The organism is Microbacterium sp. 2MCAF23, assembly GCF_052115565.1.
GTDB lineage: Bacteria > Actinomycetota > Actinomycetes > Actinomycetales > Microbacteriaceae > Microbacterium.
In genome coordinates, this window is sequence record NZ_JBFRGY010000003.1 from 130,760 (window position 1) to 149,151 (window position 18,392).

Sequence of the window (18,392 nt, forward strand, 5' to 3'; positions counted from 1 at the left end):
CAGAACGAAACAGTAGTGTCGAACCTGACAGGTCGGGTTAGACTGACCATCCGGTCCGGCGCTTGGGGCCGGGCGATGGGGGAGAGGAGGTCCCGATGATTCTCGTACGACAGGAGATCGGTGACGTGCTGCGGGACTTCCGTCTGCAGAAGGGGCGCACGCTCCGCCAGGTCGCGGGCAAGGCGTCCGTCGCGCTCGGATACCTCAGCGAGGTCGAGCGCGGACAGAAGGAGGCCTCCAGCGAGATCCTCGCCTCGGTGGCCGAAGCGCTCGACGTGCCCATCTCCACCATCATGCGCGAGGTCGGCGACAGGATCGCCGAGCTCGAGGGCCTGCAGGTCATCCCCGACGTCGTCCCCGACGAACTGGTGGCCTCGGTCGAGTCCGAGCTGTCGCTGCGCTGACGGGATGCGACGCAGCGAGTTCCTCCGGGCGGTCGATGCCGAGTTCGGATCCCGTGGCGGCGCCCTCGTCGAGGACCTCGTGCTGAGGGCCGTCGGCGGTCGTACCGCCGCTCAGGCTCTGGAAGCCGGCGCCCCCCCGCGGGATGTGTGGCTGGCGCTGTGCGCGGAGATGGACGTGCCTGAATCGCGCCGATACGGCGCGGGTCGGCTCGAGCCCCGGCGGCGCTGACTCCGGTCGGATCCGGCCGCGTGGTGTTCGATCCATTCCTCGTTCTCCTCGGCGTGTCGTCGAAGACATGTTCGAGATGCGCGTATCGTCCTGCACAGATGATCTCGTGAGCAGGTTCTGCACGGTTCCCGCGGACTCCGACTGAATGTCGGTGGCTCCTCCTAGCGTGTTGGACATGACCACGAGGTCATACGCCTTGTCGGAGAGCTCGCCCCACCCGGGGCGGCCGCGACAGCCTACAGGCGGCAGTTCACGACACGAAGGAGCACCCCATGCCCTCTCCCGCAGACCGCGAGAAGTCCCTCGAGACCGCCCTCGCCCAGATCGACAAGCAGTTCGGAAAGGGCTCGGTCATGCGGCTGGGCAGCGATGAGCGCGCTCCCGTGGCGGTCATCCCCACCGGATCCATCGCGCTCGACGTCGCGCTCGGCGTCGGCGGACTGCCGAGGGGGCGCATCGTCGAGATCTACGGCCCGGAGTCCTCGGGTAAGACCACGCTGACCCTGCACGCGATCGCCAACGCCCAGCGTGCCGGCGGCATCGCCGCTTTCGTGGACGCGGAGCACGCCCTCGACCCCGAGTACGCCAAGAAGCTCGGCGTCGACATCGACGCGCTGCTCGTCTCCCAGCCCGACACCGGTGAGCAGGCGCTCGAGATCGCGGACATGCTGGTGCGCTCGGGGGCCATCGATCTCATCGTCATCGACTCCGTGGCCGCTCTCGTGCCGCGTGCGGAGATCGAGGGCGAGATGGGCGACTCGCACGTCGGCCTGCAGGCGCGACTGATGTCCCAGGCGCTGCGCAAGCTCACGGGTGGCCTGAACCAGACCAACACCACGATGATCTTCATCAACCAGCTGCGCGAGAAGATCGGCGTGTTCTTCGGCTCGCCGGAGACCACCGCGGGCGGCAAGGCGCTGAAGTTCTACGCATCGGTCCGTCTCGACATCCGCCGCATCGAGACGCTGAAGGACGGCACCGAGGCGGTCGGAAACCGCACCAGGGTCAAGGTCGTGAAGAACAAGATGGCCCCGCCGTTCAAGCAGGCCGAGTTCGACATCCTCTACGGCGTCGGCATCTCCCGCGAGGGCAGCCTGATCGACTTCGGCGTGGACCACGGCATCGTGAAGAAGTCCGGCGCCTGGTACACCTACGACGGCGACCAGCTCGGCCAGGGCAAGGAGAACGCTCGCAACTTCCTGCTCAAGAACCCCGACATCGCCGAGACGATCGAGACGCAGATCAAGCAGAAGCTGGGCATCGGTGGTGCAGCGGCCGCTGCTCCGACGGCGTCCGACGAGCTGGCGCAGCGGCGTCCGGCCTGACCGCGAAGCTCGGCGACCGGGGTGATCCGTGAGCGATGAGAGGGGCGGGGCATCGTCCGAGGACGAGCGCCTCGCCCCCGTGATCCCGTTGTTCGGTGGGCGCGGTGCGGGGGCCGACGGAGCACGCCCGCGCCCGGCGAGCTCGACACCCGCCACTCCGCCCACGGCGGCGGAGTGGCGGTCGACCTGGGCGGAGGAATCCGCGGCGGAGCGTCGGGGGCCGAGCTCCCGGCATCCGGCCGCCGCGGCTCTGGCTCCAGGAGAGGCGAGGGCGTCCGAGCGCGCGGCGTTCTCGCCCGACCGACGAGGATTGCGTGCCGTCGGTCGGCACAGCACGGGGGACGCTTCGACCCCGAACGATCCGATCCCCGACGCGAGTGAGCTGCTGGTGCGCAAGCTCCGCTCCAAGCAGCTCTCCAGCAGGGAAGCGCGAGACGTGCTACGAGAGAACGGCGTCCCGGCCGACGAGCGCGAGTTCCTGGTCGAGCAGTTCGAGCAGCGCGGGTATCTCGATGACGCGTCCCTGGCCGAGCTCCTCGTGACCTCGGGGTCTGAGCGCAAGGGACAGGGACGCGTGGCGATCGCCCGCACGCTCAGTCAGCGCGGCATTCCGAGGGAGATCGCCGACGAGGCGCTGTCCGTCCTGGACGACGATGACGCCGAGCGGGCGCTCGACTACGCGCGGTCAAAGGTGGCGGGGCTGCGTCGCTACGACGAGGAGACCGCCGTCCGCCGGCTCGTCGGGCAGCTGTCCCGTCGCGGGTACGGCGGGAGCGTGGCATTGACGGCGGCGCGCACGGCCTGGCGTGAGACGCAGCGCGGTTCGGGCGTCGGGCGGGTGCGGTTCGAAGAGAGCTGAGCCCGGCGGCCGAGCCCCGGGTACGGTGTCGACGCGGGAATCTCCGCGCCGAACGGCGGGGCTCGTTCCCGCCAGGCGAAAGTAGAATGGCAGGCACTATGACCATTCCCCTCTCAGAGCCCACGCTCATCGCGCCCTCCGCCGCGGCGCTCGATGAGGCCGGGCAGCGGCGCACCTATGAGGTGCGCACCTTCGGATGCCAGATGAACGTGCACGACTCCGAGCGTCTGTCGGGCTCGCTGGAGAGTGCCGGCTACGTCCGCGCCGCCGTCGACGACGAGGCGGACATCGTCATCATCAACACCTGCGCGGTGCGCGACAACGCCGCGGGCAAGCTCTATGGCACGCTGGGGCATCTGAAGAGCCGCAAGGACAAGCACGCCGGCATGCAGATCGCCGTCGGCGGCTGCCTGGCGCAGATGGACAAGCAGGCCGTGCTCGACAAGGCGCCCTGGGTCGACGTGGTCTTCGGCACCCACAACATGGGGTCCCTTCCGGGGCTGCTGGAGCGCGCTCGCCACAACGGCGAGGCCGAGCTCGAGATCCTCGAGGCGCTCGAGGTCTTCCCGTCCACGCTGCCGACCCGCCGTGATTCGGCACACAGCGGCTGGGTGTCGATCTCGGTGGGGTGCAACAACACCTGCACCTTCTGCATCGTGCCCAGTCTGCGTGGCAAGGAGAAGGACCGCCGCCCCGGCGACATCCTCAACGAGATCCGCCTGCTCGTCGAGGACGGCGCGATCGAGATCACCCTACTCGGGCAGAACGTGAACTCCTACGGCGTCGAGTTCGGCGACCGCGAGGCGTTCGGCAAACTGCTGCGCGCCGCCGGCGAGATCGAGGGCCTGGAGCGGATCCGCTTCACCAGTCCGCACCCGGCCGCCTTCACCGACGACGTGATCGACGCGATGGCGGAGACGCCGAGCGTCATGCCGCAGCTGCACATGCCGCTGCAGTCCGGCAGCGACCGCATTCTGCGCGCGATGCGCCGTTCCTACCGCAGCGAGAAGTTCCTCGGCATCCTCGACCGCGTCCGCGCCAAGATCCCGAACGCCGCGATCACGACCGACATCATCGTCGGCTTCCCCGGCGAGACCGAGGAGGACTTCGAGGACACGATGCGCGTGGTGGAGCAGGCCCGCTTCGCGAGCGCCTTCACCTTCCAGTACTCGATCCGCGAGGGCACGCCTGCCGCCACCATGGCGGATCAGATCCCCAAGGAGGTCGTGCAGGCGCGATACGACCGCCTCATCGCGCTGCAGGAGCGCATCTCGCTGGAGGAGAACCAGAAGCAGCTCGGCCGCGAGGTCGAGGTCGTGGTCTCCGTGGGCGAGGGCAAGAAGGATGCAGAGACGCACCGGCTCACCGGCCGTGCGCAGGACAACCGCCTGGTGCACTTCGAACTGCCGGAGGGCTCGGAGCGCCCGCGTCCGGGCGACGTCGTGACCGTGACGATCACGCACGCGGCACCCTTTCATCTGCTCGCGGATGCGGTCGACGGCGCGCCGTTGCGGATCCGCCGCACGCGCGGCGGCGATGCCTGGGACCGCACGCAGTCGGAGTCGTGCGCGGTGCCGGCCGCGCCCGCAGCCGCCGGCGGGGCGCCGCGTGCGGTATCGCTGGGGCTGCCGACGCTCCGCGCCGGAGTGTGAACGCACCGGGCGGAGTGTCGGTCCCTGAGCCGGGCGAAGAGTCCGCCGACAGCGCTCCACGTCTGTGGGCGATCGTGGGTGCGACCGGCACGGGTAAGAGCGACCTGTCGCTGGACCTCGCACACGCGCTGGCGGCGTGCGGACGGCGCGCGGAGATCGTCAACGCCGACGCGATGCAGCTCTACCGCGGTATGGACATCGGCACCGCAAAGCTCCCGGTCAGCGAGCGGCGGGGGATCCCGCATCACCTCTTCGACGTGCTCGAGGTCACCGAGGACGCGGCGGTGGCCTGGTATCAACCGCATGCGCGCAGCGCGATCGAACAGATCCATTCCGGCGGCGCGGATGCGATCCTCGTCGGCGGATCGGGTCTCTACGTCTCCAGCGTGCTGTACGACTTCCGCTTCCCGCCGCGGGATGACGCGCTGCGTGCGCGCCTCGAGGCGGAACTGGACCAGGACGGTCCTGGCCCGCTGCTCGCGCGGCTGCAGCAGCAGGATCCGGCGACCGCCGCACGGATCGATCCGAAGAACGGCCGCCGCATCGTGCGGGCGCTCGAGGTGCTCGCACAGGGCGAGCGCACCCACGGCGCCGCGCTGCCCGAGCAGCCGCTGCTGTGGCGTCCGCGCACGCGCGTGCTGGCGCTGGGCGTCGAGCGGGTATCGCTGGTCGAGCGCCTGGACCGCCGTGTGGAGCGGATGTGGGAGCAGGGCATGCTGGCCGAGGTGGAGCGCCTGCGAGGCGACGGGCTCGAGCAGGGCACGACGGCACGGCGTGCGATCGGCTACGCGCAGGCGCTGGCCCAGCTGGCCGGCGTGCTCACGCAGGACGAGGCGATCGCCGAGACCCAGGCGCTGACCCGTCGGTACGCGCGGCGCCAGGTGTCCTGGTTCCGGCGATACGCCGAGGCGGAGTGGGTCGACGCGCTCGCGCCGATCGACGTGCAGGCCATCGTGGAGGAACGAGCATGACCATCGGGTTCACGATCAGGACCTTCGACCGGCGCGACACCGATGCTGTCGTCGCCCTCTGGGAGGACGCGGGGCTGACCCGCCCGTGGAACGACCCCCGCGCCGACATCGAGCGCAAGCTCGCAGTGCAGCCCGAACTCTTCCTCGTCGCCGAGGAACCAGTCGCGGACGGTGCTGGAACGGGCCCGGATGACACCAGACGGATCGTCGGATCCGTGATGGCGGGCTACGACGGGCACCGCGGCTGGCTGTACTACCTCGCCAGCGTCTCGGACCGGCGCGGTGCCGGCATCGGGCGCGCGCTCGTCGCCGAGGCCGAGCGGCTCCTGCTCGCCATGGGGTGCCCCAAGGTGCAGCTGATGGTGCGGGCCGGCAACGAGCAGGTGCTCGGCTTCTACGACGCGCTCGGCTATGAGCGCTTCGAGGTCGGCAACACGGGTAAGCGCCTCATCCACGACATCTGATCGGGCCGCGGACCGAATCCGGCTCGCGGCCGTCACACCGGCAGCAGCCCTCGCCGGGACGCCGCGGCGACCGCGCGCCCACGGGTGGGCTCGCCGAGTTTGCGGAGCACCGCGGCGACGTGGTGCTCCACGGTGCGCCGGGACAGGATCAGGCGCTCGGCGATCTCCGGGGTCGACAGGCCCTCACCGAGAAGACCGAGCACTTCGAGTTCGCGCGCCGTCAGCTGGGCGGGGTTGCCGCGAGCCTGCGCGCGGGGACGGCGCGGGAGCGCGAGCCCGTGTGCATGCCGGGTGCGCAGGATCGCCTCGATCGCTGCAACGGCGCCGAGCTGATCGAGTGCGCGCACAGCGTGGTCGACGACGGCGACGTCCGGATCGAGCATCGCCGCGTACGCGGCCCAGATGGGGCAGCCCCGGTCCGTCCAGGCCTGCACCGCCCGCGGATCGCCGGTCAGCATGAGCGCGAACGGCTCCGCCACGCGACCGGCGGCGGCGAAGGGCGCCCCACCGAGCAGGCGCCACCACCCGAGCTCGCCCGTGGCCCATTCCTCGTCGTGGGCGAGAGCGAGCTCCCACGTCGATGCCGTCAGCGCGCCGATGGCCCCTGCGTCGCTCGTGAGCCAGGCGTGCTCGGCGGCGGCGCACACCGCGGGTGCGAGGCGCTGCAGCTCGCCCGCCTCCGCCGCCAGACGCTGGGCGAGCGCCAGCCTCGGCGTCGCGTCGGATCCGCGTCGAGCAAGGACCCGGGCGGCCGCTCCGGCTGCGGGCATGAGGGAGACCGGCGCCGTTCCGGCGTGGTCCAGCAGCGGATCGGCGGAGGCCAGCGCTTCGTCGAAGCGGCCTTCGTCGGCGAGCGCGAGGCTGAGGCATGCCGTCATGTATCCGGCCCACGAGTCGAGGTCACGGTCCTCGCAGAACGCGATCCCGGCACTCAGGAACACATGCGCATCGGCGAGGCGCTTCTGCAGCACCGCTGAGGAGCCGAGATTGGTGTACGCCCTCGCCACATGCTCGGGAAGGTCGGCGGCTCGGGCGATGTCGAGACTGCGGGTCAGATCCCGCTGACCCTGCTCCACCCGGCCGGACTGGAGTTCGGCGGTGCCGAGGTTGTTGAGCGCGTGACTCTCGATGTCAGGACTGCCCAGAGCGCGAGCGAGTTCGAGCGCCTTGCGCCCCCAGTGCTCGACCTCCTCGGGTTCCTCGGCGAGCATGCGCAGCTGGGCGTAGTTGCTGTACGCCCAGGCCAGCTCCACACCCGGTGCCAGTTGCTCCAGGGTGGTGACGGCTCGCAGGCCGTAGCGTTGCGCATCGTTCCCGTGCCCGGAGAACCAGGAGAGGCGTGAGAGCCACCGCTCGTCGTCGCCGAGCCGCAGGGCGTCGCCGATGACCTCGTGCAGTTCGAGCGCCTGCTGTCGTGCGGTGAGCGCCTCCGGCAGCTGGTCGGTCAGATAGCACTCGTAGGAAAGCGCGACGAACAGTTCCGCCCGTTCGGTGGCGCTGATGCAGTGCCGCACGGCGAGGCGGTAATGCTCCGCCGCCTCCCGGTGCGCGCTGCCGCGTGCAGCCTTCTCCGCGGCGGCGACGGCATGCGCCATCGCGGCGGCCTCGTCGCCGCAGCCCGCCGCGTGGTGTGCGAGGGTGCGGTGGTCCTCGGGGGTCCGTTCGGCCAGGGCACGCAGCGCTCGTCCGTGCAGCTGCCGACGGCGCACGGCCGACAGACTCTGCTCGACCGCCTCGCGTGCGAGTTCGTGACGGAACCCCAGGGATCCGCCGACCTCGATGAGTACGCCCGCATCCGTGCACTCGTCGACGGCGTCCAGCGCTTGCCCGCTGATGCGCGCGAGCAGCTCGGCATCGGCGCCCGCCCCCAGGATCGCCGCGGCCGCTGCCACGTCCTGGGCGGCAGGAGTCAGCCGGGAGACGCGGGCGAGGATCGCGTCGCTGACCGTGGCGGGAAGCGCAACGCCTCCGATCGCCAGGCTCTCGGTCACGAAGAACGCGTTCCCTCCGGTGCGCAGGTGGAGGGCGGTCGGATCCACCGCGTCGCCGGACTCCGAGATGAGTCGTGCCACGCCGTCGACGGTCAGCGGCGGTACGAGCAGCCGGCGCACCTCGGCGGTTGTGGCGAGATCGCCGAGCAGCGCGGTGAGCGGGTGACGGGCGGTGATCTCGTCGTGCCGATAGGTCGCCACCACGAGGACGGGAGACGTCTCGATGCGGCGAGCGAGATACCGGACCGCGTCCAAGGTCGCCTCATCCGCCCAATGCAGATCCTCGAGCACGAGCAGGGCGGGGGCCGCCGCGATCAGATCCCTGAGTTCGCGGAACAGTCGGATCCGGTCCCCGCCGGCGGTGACGGATGCGGCGATCTCCGGTATCGCGTCCTGGAAGGCACCGAGCGCGCCCGGTGTCGTGACGTTGTCCGCACCGCCGATCCGCACACGGCAGCGCGGGCGCGCCAACCGGGCGAGCGACCGCACCAATGCGGTCTTGCCGACTCCGGCCTCGCCGCCCAGGAAGATGACACGGCCGGTTCCCGCGAGCGCGTCGTCGAGATCGGTGACGAGCTCGGCCAGGAGGGCATCCCGTTCGACGAGCACGTCTCCATTCAACCGCTCAGACACCCTCGTTGACGAGATGGATCTCGTCGGCGACGAGACCGTGCGCCTCGCGGTGCACCGTGTTCGCGGCCTCCGCATCGGGGGCGTCGACGAGGCAGAAGATCTTGCCCGCGGACTCATCGACCCAGTACCGCAGGTAGTGCACGCCATGCTGATCCTGCGTGGCCAGATCCGCGGCATGCGCTGCGGCGACGTCGGCCATCGCCACCGGGCCGTCGAGCGTGTGAACATCCATGAAGAGCGCCATGAGCGTTTCCTTCCTTGAGGGCGCGGAGCTGTTCCGCTCTTCGATTCCATCGCTCGACGGCGCATCCGGAATCGGGGAACTCACCCATCTTCCGGCGGGCGATCGAGCGGGATTCTGCTCAGAGCGGATCCGGTCGCGTCCGCGCAGGAGCCGTGCCTAGCATGGCGCCATGACCGCGACCACTGACCCCTTCCGCACTGCTCGCACCACCGCGCACGGGCCGCGCACCAGCCCGGGCGGCGAACCCGAGCGGCTCTGGCGGAGCGTTGTGGGGGAGCTGCTGCGCGACGCCCGCACGGATCGCGGCGAGACGCTCGCCGAGACGGCGCAGCGTGCGGGCGTCTCGCCGCAGTACCTGTCGGAGATGGAGCGCGGACGCAAGGAGGCATCCAGCGAGATGCTCGCCGCGGTGTCCGGTGCTCTCGATCTCACCCTCCTCGATCTCACCCTCGGCGTCGCCGAGCGGATCACGATCGGCTCGGCGGCGCCGATCCGGCAGCCCGCTCAGCCCGCGCGCGCCGCCTACGCGCTGGCCGCCTGAGCGTCTCCCGCTCCGGCGGGGAGCGCGCTCGGGGGAGCCTGCGTCACGACCTGATCCACGAGTCCGTACTCCCGAGCGGCCTCCGCGGTGAGCACGAGGTCCCGATCCGTGTCGGTGCGCAGTCGCTCGGCGCTCTGCCCCGAGTGCGCGACGAGGATCTGCTCCAGGCTGTCGCGCACGCGCACGACCTCGTCGGCCTGCAGGATGAGGTCGGGGATCGTGCCGCGGCCCTGCGCGGCGGGCTGATGCAGGATCACCCTGGCGTGCGGGAGCGCGGCGCGCTTGCCCGCGGCACCGGCCGCCAGCAGGACCGCACCGACCGAGACGGCCTGCCCGATGCAGAACGTCGCCACATCTGAGCGGATGAAGCGCATGGTGTCGTAGACGGCGAGCATGGCGCTGGGATCGCCGCCCTCGCAGTTGATGTAGAGCTGGATGTCCCTGTCGCTGCCGGTGGCGTCGAGATGCAGCAGCTGTGCCACGAGAACGTTGGCGACGTCGGCATCCAGCGGCGTCCCGAGATAGATCACCCGCTCGGCGAGCAGATGCGAGTAGACGTCCAGGACGCGATCGCCGCGGGACGAGGTCGCGATGACGTTGGGGACGAGGAACGAGGCCATGTCAGGCTCCTTCTGCGGTCAGGCCGATGCTCCGGCGAGTGGGACGAGGAAGTACTGCGGCAAAGTCCGTGGTGATCTCGTCGATGAATCCGTAGGCGAGCGCCTCCTCGGCGCTGTACCAGCGGTCGTGCAGCGAGTCCTCGAAGACGCGCTCGATGCTCTGCCCGGTGTCGTCGGCGACGAGACCGAGCACGGTGTCGCGCGTGTGCCGCAGATCCGCCGCCTGCAGCGCGACATCGACGGCGGTTCCGCCGATGCCCGCAGATCCCTGATGCAGCAGGATCCGGCTGTGCGGCAGCGCACGGCGCTTGCCCTTCGTCCCGGCCGAGAGCAGGAACTGACCGGCGCTGCAGGCGAGCCCGAAGGCGATCGTGGCGACGTCGCACGGCACGGTGCGCATGAGGTCGCGGATCGCGAGCATCGCGGGCACGGAGCCGCCGGGGGAGTGGATCCAGAGCGTGATGTCGGCGTCCGGATCCTCGGCGGCCAGGGCGAGCAATTGGGTCATCAGCAGCACGCCGTTGTCGTCGTCGAGCGCGCCGTCGAGTACGAGCACCCGGCGCGCGAACAGCATCCGCCGCGTGTCGGCGTCGAAGAGGTTGCGGGGCATGTCATCGGTCATGACCTCAGCGTGCGGCGACGTGCGAGGGCGGCGCCAGCAGATCTGCCGGGAGCGGATCTGCTCCCGGCAGAGCGGGCGGAACCGCGCCTCCGAGCGGGCGGAACCGCCGCGGGGAGGGTGCCGTCCGCGCAGTGGCCGCAGAAGCGCCGCCCCTAGAATCGAGGCATGGTCGCATTCACCAAGGGGCATGGCACGGGCAACGATTTCGTCATCATCGCCGACCCCGACGGTGCGCTGGAGTTCGGGGCCGACCAGGTCGCCGCCCTGTGCGACCGCCACTTCGGCATCGGCGCGGACGGCCTGCTGCGCGTGGTGCGCTCCGCCGCGCTCCCCGAGGGGACCGCCGCGCTCGCAGAGGACCCGGCCGCGCAGTGGTTCATGGACTACCGCAACGCCGATGGGTCCATCGCCGAGATGTGCGGCAACGGAGTCAGGGTGTTCGCGCACTACCTTCTCCGCACCGGCCTCGCGGAGCTCGCCGAGGGCGAAGCGCTTTCCATCGGCACGCGCGCCGGTGTACGCGAGGTCACGCGCAGCGCGGAGGGCTACCGGGTCGACATCGGCGGGTGGCGGCTCTCCGGCCATGATCCGCTGGCGCGTGCGACGGGCTTGAGCGTTCCGCGTCCGGGCCTCGGCATCGACGTCGGCAACCCGCACGTGGTCGTGGCGATCGCCTCCGACGCGGAGCTGGACGGCCTCGAGCTCACGAACGGCCCGGAGCTCGCTCCGATGCCCGAGCACGGCGCGAACGTCGAATTCGTCGTGCCGGCGGAACCGCTGGTGCAGGACGGCATCGGCCGGGTGCGCATGCGCGTGTTCGAACGCGGCGTGGGGGAGACCCTCAGTTGCGGAACCGGCGTGGTGGCGACCGCTCTCGCGGTGCGGCACTGGGCCGGCGCGGGCGCTCCCGACGAGTGGCTCGTGGAAGCTCCGGGCGGAACGCTCCGGGTGACGATGGCACCGGGAGCGGGGGGCGAGCACGCGTTCCTGTCCGGACCCGCCCAGCTCGCCTTCTCCGGCGAGATCGAACTCGTCTGATCGAGCTAGTTCGCCGTCAGGGACCGCGTATCCGGTCCCTGAGCCCGTCGAAGGGCCCGGATCCATGGGTCGGACGCTTCGACAGGCGCAGCGGCCGGTGCCTGGGCTAGGGCAGCTCGATGGCTTCGGTGCGCGGCGTGCCGTGCCGGCGCACCTTCAGCACGCGGAAGCCGCGGCCGGTCGTCGCGCGGTAGACGCTGTATCCGTCGGCGAACGTGGTCGCCAGCCAGCGCTGCAGCGAATCCGCTCCGAGGTTGCGGCTCACCACGAACCAACCGTCGGCGCGCTCGTCCAGACGCGGAACCCACCGCTCCAGCAGATCGTGCAACTCGCTCTTGCCGACCCGGATGGGCGGGTTGGAGCGGATGGTGCGGAAGCTCACGTCGGCGGGAACATCGTCGGGTGTGACGGCGTTGACATTGTCGAGGCCGAGTTCCGCCGCGTTGCGACGGACCAGGTCGAGCGCCCGCTCGTTCACGTCCACGGCCCACACGGTCGCGTGCGGCGCGGCGAGAGCGAGCGACAACGAGATCGGACCCCAGCCGCACCCGAGATCGAGCAGATGCCCGCCGGGAGGCGGAGGCGGAGTGTTCGCGAGGAGCACGGAGGTGCCGACGTCCACGTGATCGGGGCTGAAGACTCCGGCCGCGGTGGTGAGTTCGATCTCCTTGCCCGCGAGGGTCACCCTGATCCTGCGGAGGTTCTCGGGGCTGGCGGGGGCCGCAGTGAAGTAGTGGTCCGAGCCCATGGAGCGAGCGTAGCGGACACTCACAGCTAAAGTTAAGGCGCCCGTCTGAATCGGCGGGCACGAGAAAGGTGCGGATGACGCAGTCCACGACACAAGACGAGCACGGCGACGCGGTCGAGCGCGTCCTGGCATCAGCGGAGCGACGGGCGGAATCGCACGTCTTCGGATCCGCACAGGCGCTGCAGGACACGGCCACCGCCGGCTACACCTCCGCCGACGGCGAGCAGTGGGAGGTGGAGGACCGGCACGCGCTGCGGCGCGTGGCAGGCCTGAGCACCGAACTCGAGGACGTCACCGAGGTCGAGTACCGCCAGCTCCGACTGGAGAACGTGGTGCTGGTCGGCGTGTATCCGCAGGGCGCGCAGGAGGACGCCGAGAACTCTCTGCGCGAGCTCGCCGCGCTCGCCGAGACTGCCGGTGCCGTCGTGCTGGACGGCCTGCTGCAGCGTCGGCCGCACCCGGATCCCGCCACCTACCTGGGTCGTGGCAAGGCCCAGGAGCTCAAGGACATCGTGGCCGCGGTCGGCGCCGACACGGTGATCGCCGACACGGAGCTCGCGTCCTCCCAGCGGCGTGCCCTCGAGGACGTCGTCAAGGTGAAGGTCATCGACCGCACCACGGTGATCCTCGATATCTTCAGCCAGCACGCCAAGAGCCGCGAAGGGCGCGCGCAGGTCGAACTCGCGCAGCTCGAGTACCTCCTGCCGCGGCTGCGCGGTTGGGGCGAGTCGATGAGCCGTCAGGCCGGTGGCCAGGTCGGCGCCGGCGGCGCGGGCATGGGCTCGCGCGGGCCTGGTGAGACGAAGATCGAACTCGACCGCCGCCGCATCCGCACCCGCATGGCGATGCTGCGCAAGCAGATCCGCGATTTCAAGCCTGCCCGCGAGGCCAAGCGCGCCGAGCGCAAGCGCCACACGATCCCCTCTGTGGCGATCGCGGGGTACACGAACGCCGGCAAGTCCAGCCTGCTCAACGCGCTCACCAGTGCGGGCGTGCTCGTCGAGAACGCCCTGTTCGCGACGCTGGACGCCACCGTGCGCCGCTCGGAGACGACGGACGGCCGCGTCTACACGCTCACCGACACCGTCGGCTTCGTGCGCAACCTGCCGCACCAGCTCGTGGAGGCGTTCCGCTCGACCCTCGAAGAGGTCGCCGACGCGGACGTCATCGTTCACGTCGTCGATGGATCCCACCCGGATCCGGCCGGGCAGATCAAGACGGTGCGCGACGTGATGGGCGACGTGGGAGCGCGCAGCATCCCCGAGATCATCGTGTTCAACAAGGCCGATCTGCTGAGCGACGATGAGCGGATGGTGCTGCGCGGGCTCGTTCCCGGGGCCCATTTCGTGTCATCGCGCAGCGGTGAGGGCATCCCCGAGCTGCGTGCCGCGATCGACGAAGTGCTGCCGAAGCCGGCCGTGGAGGTCCACGCCGTCGTACCGTACGACCGTGGCGATCTTGTCGCGGCCGTGCATGAGAGCGGACTGCTGATCGACGTCGCGCACGAGGAGGCGGGGACCCGCATCCATGCGCACGTCAACGAGAGGCTCGCGGCGGAACTCGCGCCGTTCGCGGTCTGAGGGCGGCGGCCGCGAGCGCTTCCGGGCGATCGAGGTCTTCTCGTCGGAGGGCGCCTTGGGCGGCGGCGGGCGCGGATCTCTGCCAACATATCGGTATGAGACGTACCGTCGCGTTCGCCGCCGCCGCTCTGACAGCGCTCACCGCCCTCGCCTTCGGCGTGCCCGCCTCCGCCGCGACCGGCACGCCCTGGGCCGACTGGGGTGATATGCAGGGGTCCAGCGGCGCGTACTCGGGGCACGTGCAGATCGCCTCGCCGCAGCTGCAGGCCGACTACACCAGCGATTCGCGCGGCGGATCCGTCGGTGTGATCTCCGGTGCCAGCGTCTGGCTGGCCGCATCGACCGACGTCGGGGCGAAGTACGGCAGCAGCCGCGACCAGCAGTATCTGAACCTGCGCCCGCGCGCCGACAACGCCACGTCTCCCTCCGAGACCACCTACACCTTCACTCGACCGACGCCGACCGTCAACTGGACGTTCGTGCTGGGCGACATCGACGCCGACAAGGTGCGGATCACGGCTCTCGGTCCTGACGGGCAGACGCTCACCGCCGCACAGCTCGGTTTCCGCGGCGGGTTCAACTACTGCGCCCCCGGCCTCGCCGGCAAGCCGTCCTGCACGGGCGATGCCGCGGACGTGCCGAGCTGGGACCCCGCCACGACGACGCTCACCGGCAACCCGACCGCCACGGACACGAGCGGGGCGTCCGCCTGGTTCGAACCGAACGCGCCGATCGCCTCCCTGACGTTCGCGTTCACCCGCCGCGCCGGGTTCCCGGTCTACCAGACGTGGTTCGCGGCCATCACGCGCACGATCTCGGGCACCGTGACAGACACGAGCGCCGGTGGGCCCTCGGACGGCACCGTCGTGCGTCTGATCGGATCCGACGGGTCCGTCCTGGGTGAGGCCACGACCTCGACCGATGGCACCTATTCGTTCCCCGATGTGCTGGCCACCGACGGCTATCGCGTGCAGATCGCGCCGCCGACGGGCAAGATCTCCGACGACCCCTCCCGTACGGTCGACGTCTCGAACGCTGACGGGACGGCCGACTTCTCGGTGCGTGACATCGTTCCGGTTCCGGTGTCGGGAACCGCGCGCGACCAGCACGGCAATCCGGTCGCCGGTGCGACAGTGACGCTCGACGGCGGACGCACGGTCGTCACAGCCGCCGACGGCACCTATCTGCTCGACGACGTCCCCGTGGGGATCCACGCGGTCACCATCACCGCACCCGACGGCTATTCGGTGATCTCCTCGCCGAGCCCGTTCACCGTGCCGGGCAACGACGAGACGCCGATCACCGGGAAGGACTTCGTCCTGCAGGAGCTGCCGACGCTGTCGGGCACCGTGACCGCGGCAGGTCACGGAGTCGGCGGAGTGGTCGTCACGGCGGACGGTCCGGGCGGCACGGCGCAGACCCTGACCGCCGCCGACGGCACCTACTCCTTCCCACGGCTTCCCTCCGGCGACTACACGGTCGCCGTTCAGGCGCCCCAGGGCTATGCCGTCTCCGGCGCCGCGTCCCGCGCAGAGGCGGTCGGGGCGCTGGACGTCACCGACGTCGACTTCGCACTCGCCCGTCTCGGATCCGTCGCGGGTGCGGTCACCGCGCAGGACGGCGGTGCGATCGCGAACGCCACCGTCACGGTGACCGGGCCCGACGGTGCCGTCACGGTCACGACGGACGGCGACGGCGGTTACGCCCTCGGTGACCTTCCGCCGGGGGAATACACGATCGCAGTCACCGTGCCCGACGGATACACCGGCGCCACGCCGGTCAGCCGCTCCGTCACGCTCACGGATGCCGGGGAGCTCATCGAGGGCCAGGACTTCGTCCTGACGCCGGTGGCGGTCACACCGACCCCCACGCCGTCCCCGAGCATCACGCCGACGCCCGCGCCGACGACGGTCCCGGGCGGCACAGGGGCGGGGGCGCTGCCGGCGACTGGAGCGGATCCGTTCCCCGCGCTCGGCGCGGCGCTCGTGCTGCTGCTGGCCGGGGCGATCACCGTGATCGTCGCACGTCGCAGGCGGGCCTGAGTCCGAGACCGCCCGCGAGGCGCGGTCCGTCGCCGCTCAGGCCGCGACGAACCGCGCCTCGACGGTCGCGGAGACGGTGAGGTCATCGCCCTGCAGCTCGAGCCCGGCGCCCGACGGGGGAGCGGCGAATGCGCGCATCGCCTTCGGGGCCATGTCCGCGGCGGTGTGGTCGGTGATCAGGCCGGCATCCGCGATCTCGATCGGCTCGACCCTCGTCAGGCCCAGCGCGGTCGCATAGGCGCCGGCCCGCGTGACCGCCGTTCGCACGGCCTCGGCGGCGACCTCCTGCTCGACGCGTGCTCGCGTCTCAGGAGTGAGGATCCAGGAGGTTCCGGACACGGAGACGCCGTCCCAGGCGGACACCTCGGCCACCCACGTGGAGAGCTCGGCGAAGTCGGTGAAGGTGGCCGCGAAGTCGACCGAGGCGTGGTGCACGAGCGCGAGCCGCGTGCCGTCATTGCTCCAGGGGCGCTCCGAGCGCACGGCGAGCCGGCGGCTCGACCACGACTCGACGGCGCCGGATCCCTCGCGCGCGACGATGCTCGCACGGACCGGGTCGGCCAGTGCCAGAGTCCGGGAGACGACCGCCTCGCGGTCGGGCCCGTCCAGTGCGACGGACAGGGTGACGATGGCGCGCTCGGGCGCGATCCGCACCTCATGCTCGCCGCGGACGGTGATGACGACCTCGCTCATGCCGCGACTCTACGGCACGGCCCCATCTCGCCGTCTTGGAGAGACCAACACGACGCCGCCCCCCCGTGGCGGGTGTGATGCCCGCCTGCCCTTCACGCCACCTCGGTGCGCGCGTAGACTTCGGCCACCGCGGCGCAGTTCCGCGCCACGGCAAAGAGAACTGCGTGAAGGAGGAAGACCAGATGAAACGACTGGCGATCGCCTGTGCGATCGCGCTGGGGCTCGTTGCAGCGGGATCCAGCGCGGCATATGCAGGCGAGACCAACGGGAACGGAGACCCGACATCCGGACCGTCCCACGCCGCGTCCGAATGCGCCTACTCAGGGCTCGACAGGATGGACTCGGTGGAGAACAACCCTCCGGGCTTCGACGACGACGCCATCGCGGTGCGGGGCAATCAGAGCCCTGGCGGCGTCGACAGGTATCACGGCGTGCAGTCCTACGGGTCGTTCGTGAAAGCCGGCCTGAAGGAGTTCGTGCCGTCACCGGGGGTGGCGTGCAACGGCAGCGGCGGGCACTGATCGCGCGACGCTGTCGTCGCTGATCAGTGGCGGTACCCCGGGAAGGGGCTCGGGGTGCCGCCTTGCGCGACGCTCGGAATGGCGCGAGCGTCTCAATCGTTGTAGCCTGTGATGCTCGGGTGCTTCACGTGCCCGATGGTAATTCCACAGAGTGACAGCGGCTCCTTCGCAAGAAGGACCACGGGGCTGATCGGTTTCGACAGCGCCTGTGAATCCACGAGAAGCGGGCCGAGGATGCAGGGTTATCTCGTCAACGCTCCCTGCAAAACAATAAGTGCCAACGCAAAGCGCACTGACTTCGCCCTCGCTGCGTAAGCGAGCCCGATAGTCCGTCAGGCCGTATGTGATTCCGATACGGATCCTGGCGTCATCTAGGAATCTTGCTGCGTGACGGCGTCTGGACGTCACGTGGGACTCTTCCCAGGCTGGGCTTGTCGACTTAGGTGTCTGTGACAAAGGTCGGAGCCGAGCAGAACGTCTGCACAGACTGCGCCCGGAGAAGGCGTGGAGACTCAGCGTTGGACGGGGGTTCGATTCCCCCCAGCTCCACCACGAGCTCCGCTCGTCAGAACCAAGCCGCTGTCACTGCGAGAAGCCCCTGGGACCCGTGTCTTCGCCACGGACCGCAGGGGCTTCTTCGCGCGCGCCTCAGTTCCGGCGCAGTCGCGCCGCCACGAAACGGCCGCGCAGCGCGCAGGTCGTGCCTGGCCCGAGCAGGGCGGCGTCGAGGCGCGCGAGCGGTCGGTCATCGAGCGTGCTGCTGTCGTCGAGGGCGATCAGCGCCGTCGGACCTCCGGGCCCGGCACTCAACGTCGGAGCGCCGGTGACCTGCACTGTCGAATCCCAGTTGTCCCGGAGCGTCATGACGTTCAGGTCGAGGAATCCGGCCTCGCGCGGTGTCGCGGTGACCTCGTCCTCGCCGTCGAACTCGATGACCTCATCGACCGCCAGCACCGTGTTCCGGCCGTTGATCACCAGGTCGACGGCACCGGGACCGAGTGCGACCTGCCCTCGGTGCACTCCGGGGTAGGCGCTGTACGGCTGCGTGCCGGTGATCTCGGCGATGCTGATCCGCCAGGTCCATGCGTCCGTGGCGTCGGCGTCGTCGAACAGGATCCGGGTGACACCGCGGCCGTTCTTCCACGGGCGCGGAGGGAGGGCGGCGTACTCGACGATCACAACGGTCATGCAGCCGATCGTAGAGGGCGCCGGCGC

Annotated in this window: 19 protein-coding genes and 1 other RNA gene; 13 read left to right on the forward strand and 7 right to left on the reverse strand. The window is 70.4% G+C overall.

Annotation, left to right across the window (positions count from 1 at the left end; translation table 11 throughout):
- Positions 1–95: 95 nt before the first annotated feature.
- From AB4078_RS04035 to AB4078_RS04065, 7 genes are all read left to right on the forward strand, one after another.
- On the forward strand, positions 96–404 hold the full coding sequence (locus AB4078_RS04035) for a helix-turn-helix domain-containing protein (protein WP_233309681.1): 309 nt from the start codon (positions 96–98) through the stop codon (positions 402–404).
- A 4-nt stretch (positions 405–408) separates the two neighbouring features.
- On the forward strand, positions 409–633 hold the full coding sequence (locus tag AB4078_RS04040) for a DUF3046 domain-containing protein (RefSeq protein WP_441976052.1): 225 nt from the start codon (positions 409–411) through the stop codon (positions 631–633).
- A 272-nt stretch (positions 634–905) separates the two neighbouring features.
- Positions 906–1,958 (forward strand): recombinase RecA, encoded by a 1,053-nt coding sequence (gene recA, locus AB4078_RS04045; RefSeq protein ID WP_440732104.1) that lies wholly within the window; start codon positions 906–908, stop codon positions 1,956–1,958.
- Between the two features lie 28 nt (positions 1,959–1,986).
- Positions 1,987–2,817 (forward strand): regulatory protein RecX, encoded by an 831-nt coding sequence (locus tag AB4078_RS04050; RefSeq protein WP_441976053.1) that lies wholly within the window; start codon positions 1,987–1,989, stop codon positions 2,815–2,817.
- A gap of 98 nt (positions 2,818–2,915) precedes the next feature.
- Complete coding sequence (gene miaB / locus AB4078_RS04055; RefSeq protein ID WP_441976054.1) at positions 2,916–4,469, forward strand: tRNA (N6-isopentenyl adenosine(37)-C2)-methylthiotransferase MiaB; 1,554 nt, start codon at positions 2,916–2,918, stop codon at positions 4,467–4,469.
- Positions 4,466–5,440 (forward strand): tRNA (adenosine(37)-N6)-dimethylallyltransferase MiaA, encoded by a 975-nt coding sequence (miaA, locus tag AB4078_RS04060; protein WP_441976055.1) that lies wholly within the window; start codon positions 4,466–4,468, stop codon positions 5,438–5,440. The genes miaB and miaA overlap by 4 nt, the downstream gene beginning before the upstream one ends.
- The gene (locus AB4078_RS04065) at positions 5,437–5,904 is read left to right on the forward strand and encodes a GNAT family acetyltransferase (protein WP_441976056.1); all 468 of its coding nucleotides are present in this window, start codon (positions 5,437–5,439) and stop codon (positions 5,902–5,904) included. Before miaA ends, AB4078_RS04065 begins: the two co-directional genes overlap by 4 nt.
- A gap of 32 nt (positions 5,905–5,936) precedes the next feature.
- On the opposite strand, the gene AB4078_RS04070 is transcribed toward AB4078_RS04065, so the two are convergent.
- Positions 5,937–8,504, reverse strand: coding sequence for an ATP-binding protein (locus tag AB4078_RS04070; RefSeq protein WP_441976057.1), 2,568 nt, complete (start codon positions 8,502–8,504; stop codon positions 5,937–5,939).
- Between the two features lie 16 nt (positions 8,505–8,520).
- Positions 8,521–8,772, reverse strand: a complete 252-nt coding sequence (locus AB4078_RS04075) for a DUF4242 domain-containing protein (RefSeq protein WP_440732097.1) — start codon at positions 8,770–8,772, stop codon at positions 8,521–8,523.
- 169 nt (positions 8,773–8,941) lie between these two features.
- Between AB4078_RS04075 and AB4078_RS04080 the strand changes: the two genes are divergently transcribed.
- Positions 8,942–9,313 carry a helix-turn-helix domain-containing protein gene (locus AB4078_RS04080; protein ID WP_441976058.1) on the forward strand — a complete coding sequence of 124 codons (372 nt, stop codon included), beginning with the start codon at positions 8,942–8,944 and terminating at the stop codon, positions 9,311–9,313.
- Here the strand turns inward: AB4078_RS04080 and AB4078_RS04085 are convergent.
- Together AB4078_RS04085 and AB4078_RS04090 are read right to left on the reverse strand one after the other, a co-directional pair.
- The gene (locus AB4078_RS04085) at positions 9,295–9,933 is read right to left on the reverse strand and encodes a ClpP family protease (protein ID WP_440732095.1); all 639 of its coding nucleotides are present in this window, start codon (positions 9,931–9,933) and stop codon (positions 9,295–9,297) included. The two genes, AB4078_RS04080 and AB4078_RS04085, sit on opposite strands and share 19 nt — an antisense overlap.
- A gap of 1 nt (position 9,934) precedes the next feature.
- A complete protein-coding gene (locus AB4078_RS04090) occupies positions 9,935–10,555 on the reverse strand; it encodes a ClpP family protease (protein WP_440732094.1) in 621 nt (206 codons plus the stop codon).
- 165 nt (positions 10,556–10,720) lie between these two features.
- Between AB4078_RS04090 and dapF the strand changes: the two genes are divergently transcribed.
- Positions 10,721–11,593, forward strand: a complete 873-nt coding sequence (gene dapF / locus AB4078_RS04095) for a diaminopimelate epimerase (RefSeq protein WP_441976059.1) — start codon at positions 10,721–10,723, stop codon at positions 11,591–11,593.
- Between the two features lie 106 nt (positions 11,594–11,699).
- On the opposite strand, the gene AB4078_RS04100 is transcribed toward dapF, so the two are convergent.
- Positions 11,700–12,341: a class I SAM-dependent methyltransferase gene (locus AB4078_RS04100; RefSeq protein ID WP_441976060.1), complete on the reverse strand. Its 642-nt coding sequence runs from the start codon at positions 12,339–12,341 to the stop codon at positions 11,700–11,702.
- Between the two features lie 74 nt (positions 12,342–12,415).
- Between AB4078_RS04100 and hflX the strand changes: the two genes are divergently transcribed.
- Positions 12,416–13,921 (forward strand): GTPase HflX, encoded by a 1,506-nt coding sequence (hflX, locus tag AB4078_RS04105; RefSeq protein ID WP_441976061.1) that lies wholly within the window; start codon positions 12,416–12,418, stop codon positions 13,919–13,921.
- Between the two features lie 95 nt (positions 13,922–14,016).
- Complete coding sequence (locus tag AB4078_RS04110; RefSeq protein WP_441976062.1) at positions 14,017–15,963, forward strand: MSCRAMM family protein; 1,947 nt, start codon at positions 14,017–14,019, stop codon at positions 15,961–15,963.
- Positions 15,964–15,999: 36 nt separating this feature from the next.
- Here AB4078_RS04110 and AB4078_RS04115 read toward each other — a convergent pair whose 3' ends face one another.
- Positions 16,000–16,656 (reverse strand): SIMPL domain-containing protein, encoded by a 657-nt coding sequence (locus AB4078_RS04115; RefSeq protein WP_441976063.1) that lies wholly within the window; start codon positions 16,654–16,656, stop codon positions 16,000–16,002.
- 182 nt (positions 16,657–16,838) lie between these two features.
- On the opposite strand from AB4078_RS04115, the gene AB4078_RS04120 reads away from it, so the two are divergent.
- Together AB4078_RS04120 and ssrA are read left to right on the forward strand one after the other, a co-directional pair.
- Positions 16,839–17,177 carry a hypothetical protein gene (locus tag AB4078_RS04120; protein WP_441976064.1) on the forward strand — a complete coding sequence of 113 codons (339 nt, stop codon included), beginning with the start codon at positions 16,839–16,841 and terminating at the stop codon, positions 17,175–17,177.
- A 182-nt stretch (positions 17,178–17,359) separates the two neighbouring features.
- Positions 17,360–17,729: a transfer-messenger RNA gene (gene ssrA, locus AB4078_RS04125) on the forward strand.
- 96 nt (positions 17,730–17,825) lie between these two features.
- Here the strand turns inward: ssrA and AB4078_RS04130 are convergent.
- Positions 17,826–18,365, reverse strand: a complete 540-nt coding sequence (locus AB4078_RS04130; RefSeq protein ID WP_441976065.1) for a HutD/Ves family protein — start codon at positions 18,363–18,365, stop codon at positions 17,826–17,828.
- Positions 18,366–18,392: the final 27 nt, after the last annotated feature.

Coding starts and splice junctions, on each gene's coding strand:
- AB4078_RS04035 (WP_233309681.1), top strand. CDS start 96: ATGATTCTCGTACGACAGGAGATCGGTGACGTGCTGCGGGACTTCCGT.
- AB4078_RS04040 (WP_441976052.1), top strand. CDS start 409: ATGCGACGCAGCGAGTTCCTCCGGGCGGTCGATGCCGAGTTCGGATCC.
- recA (WP_440732104.1), top strand. CDS start 906: ATGCCCTCTCCCGCAGACCGCGAGAAGTCCCTCGAGACCGCCCTCGCC.
- miaB (WP_441976054.1), top strand. CDS start 2,916: ATGACCATTCCCCTCTCAGAGCCCACGCTCATCGCGCCCTCCGCCGCG.
- AB4078_RS04065 (WP_441976056.1), top strand. CDS start 5,437: ATGACCATCGGGTTCACGATCAGGACCTTCGACCGGCGCGACACCGAT.
- AB4078_RS04075 (WP_440732097.1), bottom strand. CDS start 8,772: ATGGCGCTCTTCATGGATGTTCACACGCTCGACGGCCCGGTGGCGATG.
- AB4078_RS04080 (WP_441976058.1), top strand. CDS start 8,942: ATGACCGCGACCACTGACCCCTTCCGCACTGCTCGCACCACCGCGCAC.
- AB4078_RS04085 (WP_440732095.1), bottom strand. CDS start 9,933: ATGGCCTCGTTCCTCGTCCCCAACGTCATCGCGACCTCGTCCCGCGGC.
- AB4078_RS04090 (WP_440732094.1), bottom strand. CDS start 10,555: ATGACCGATGACATGCCCCGCAACCTCTTCGACGCCGACACGCGGCGG.
- dapF (WP_441976059.1), top strand. CDS start 10,721: ATGGTCGCATTCACCAAGGGGCATGGCACGGGCAACGATTTCGTCATC.
- AB4078_RS04100 (WP_441976060.1), bottom strand. CDS start 12,341: ATGGGCTCGGACCACTACTTCACTGCGGCCCCCGCCAGCCCCGAGAAC.
- hflX (WP_441976061.1), top strand. CDS start 12,416: ATGACGCAGTCCACGACACAAGACGAGCACGGCGACGCGGTCGAGCGC.
- AB4078_RS04110 (WP_441976062.1), top strand. CDS start 14,017: ATGAGACGTACCGTCGCGTTCGCCGCCGCCGCTCTGACAGCGCTCACC.
- AB4078_RS04115 (WP_441976063.1), bottom strand. CDS start 16,656: ATGAGCGAGGTCGTCATCACCGTCCGCGGCGAGCATGAGGTGCGGATC.
- AB4078_RS04120 (WP_441976064.1), top strand. CDS start 16,839: ATGAAACGACTGGCGATCGCCTGTGCGATCGCGCTGGGGCTCGTTGCA.
- AB4078_RS04130 (WP_441976065.1), bottom strand. CDS start 18,365: ATGACCGTTGTGATCGTCGAGTACGCCGCCCTCCCTCCGCGCCCGTGG.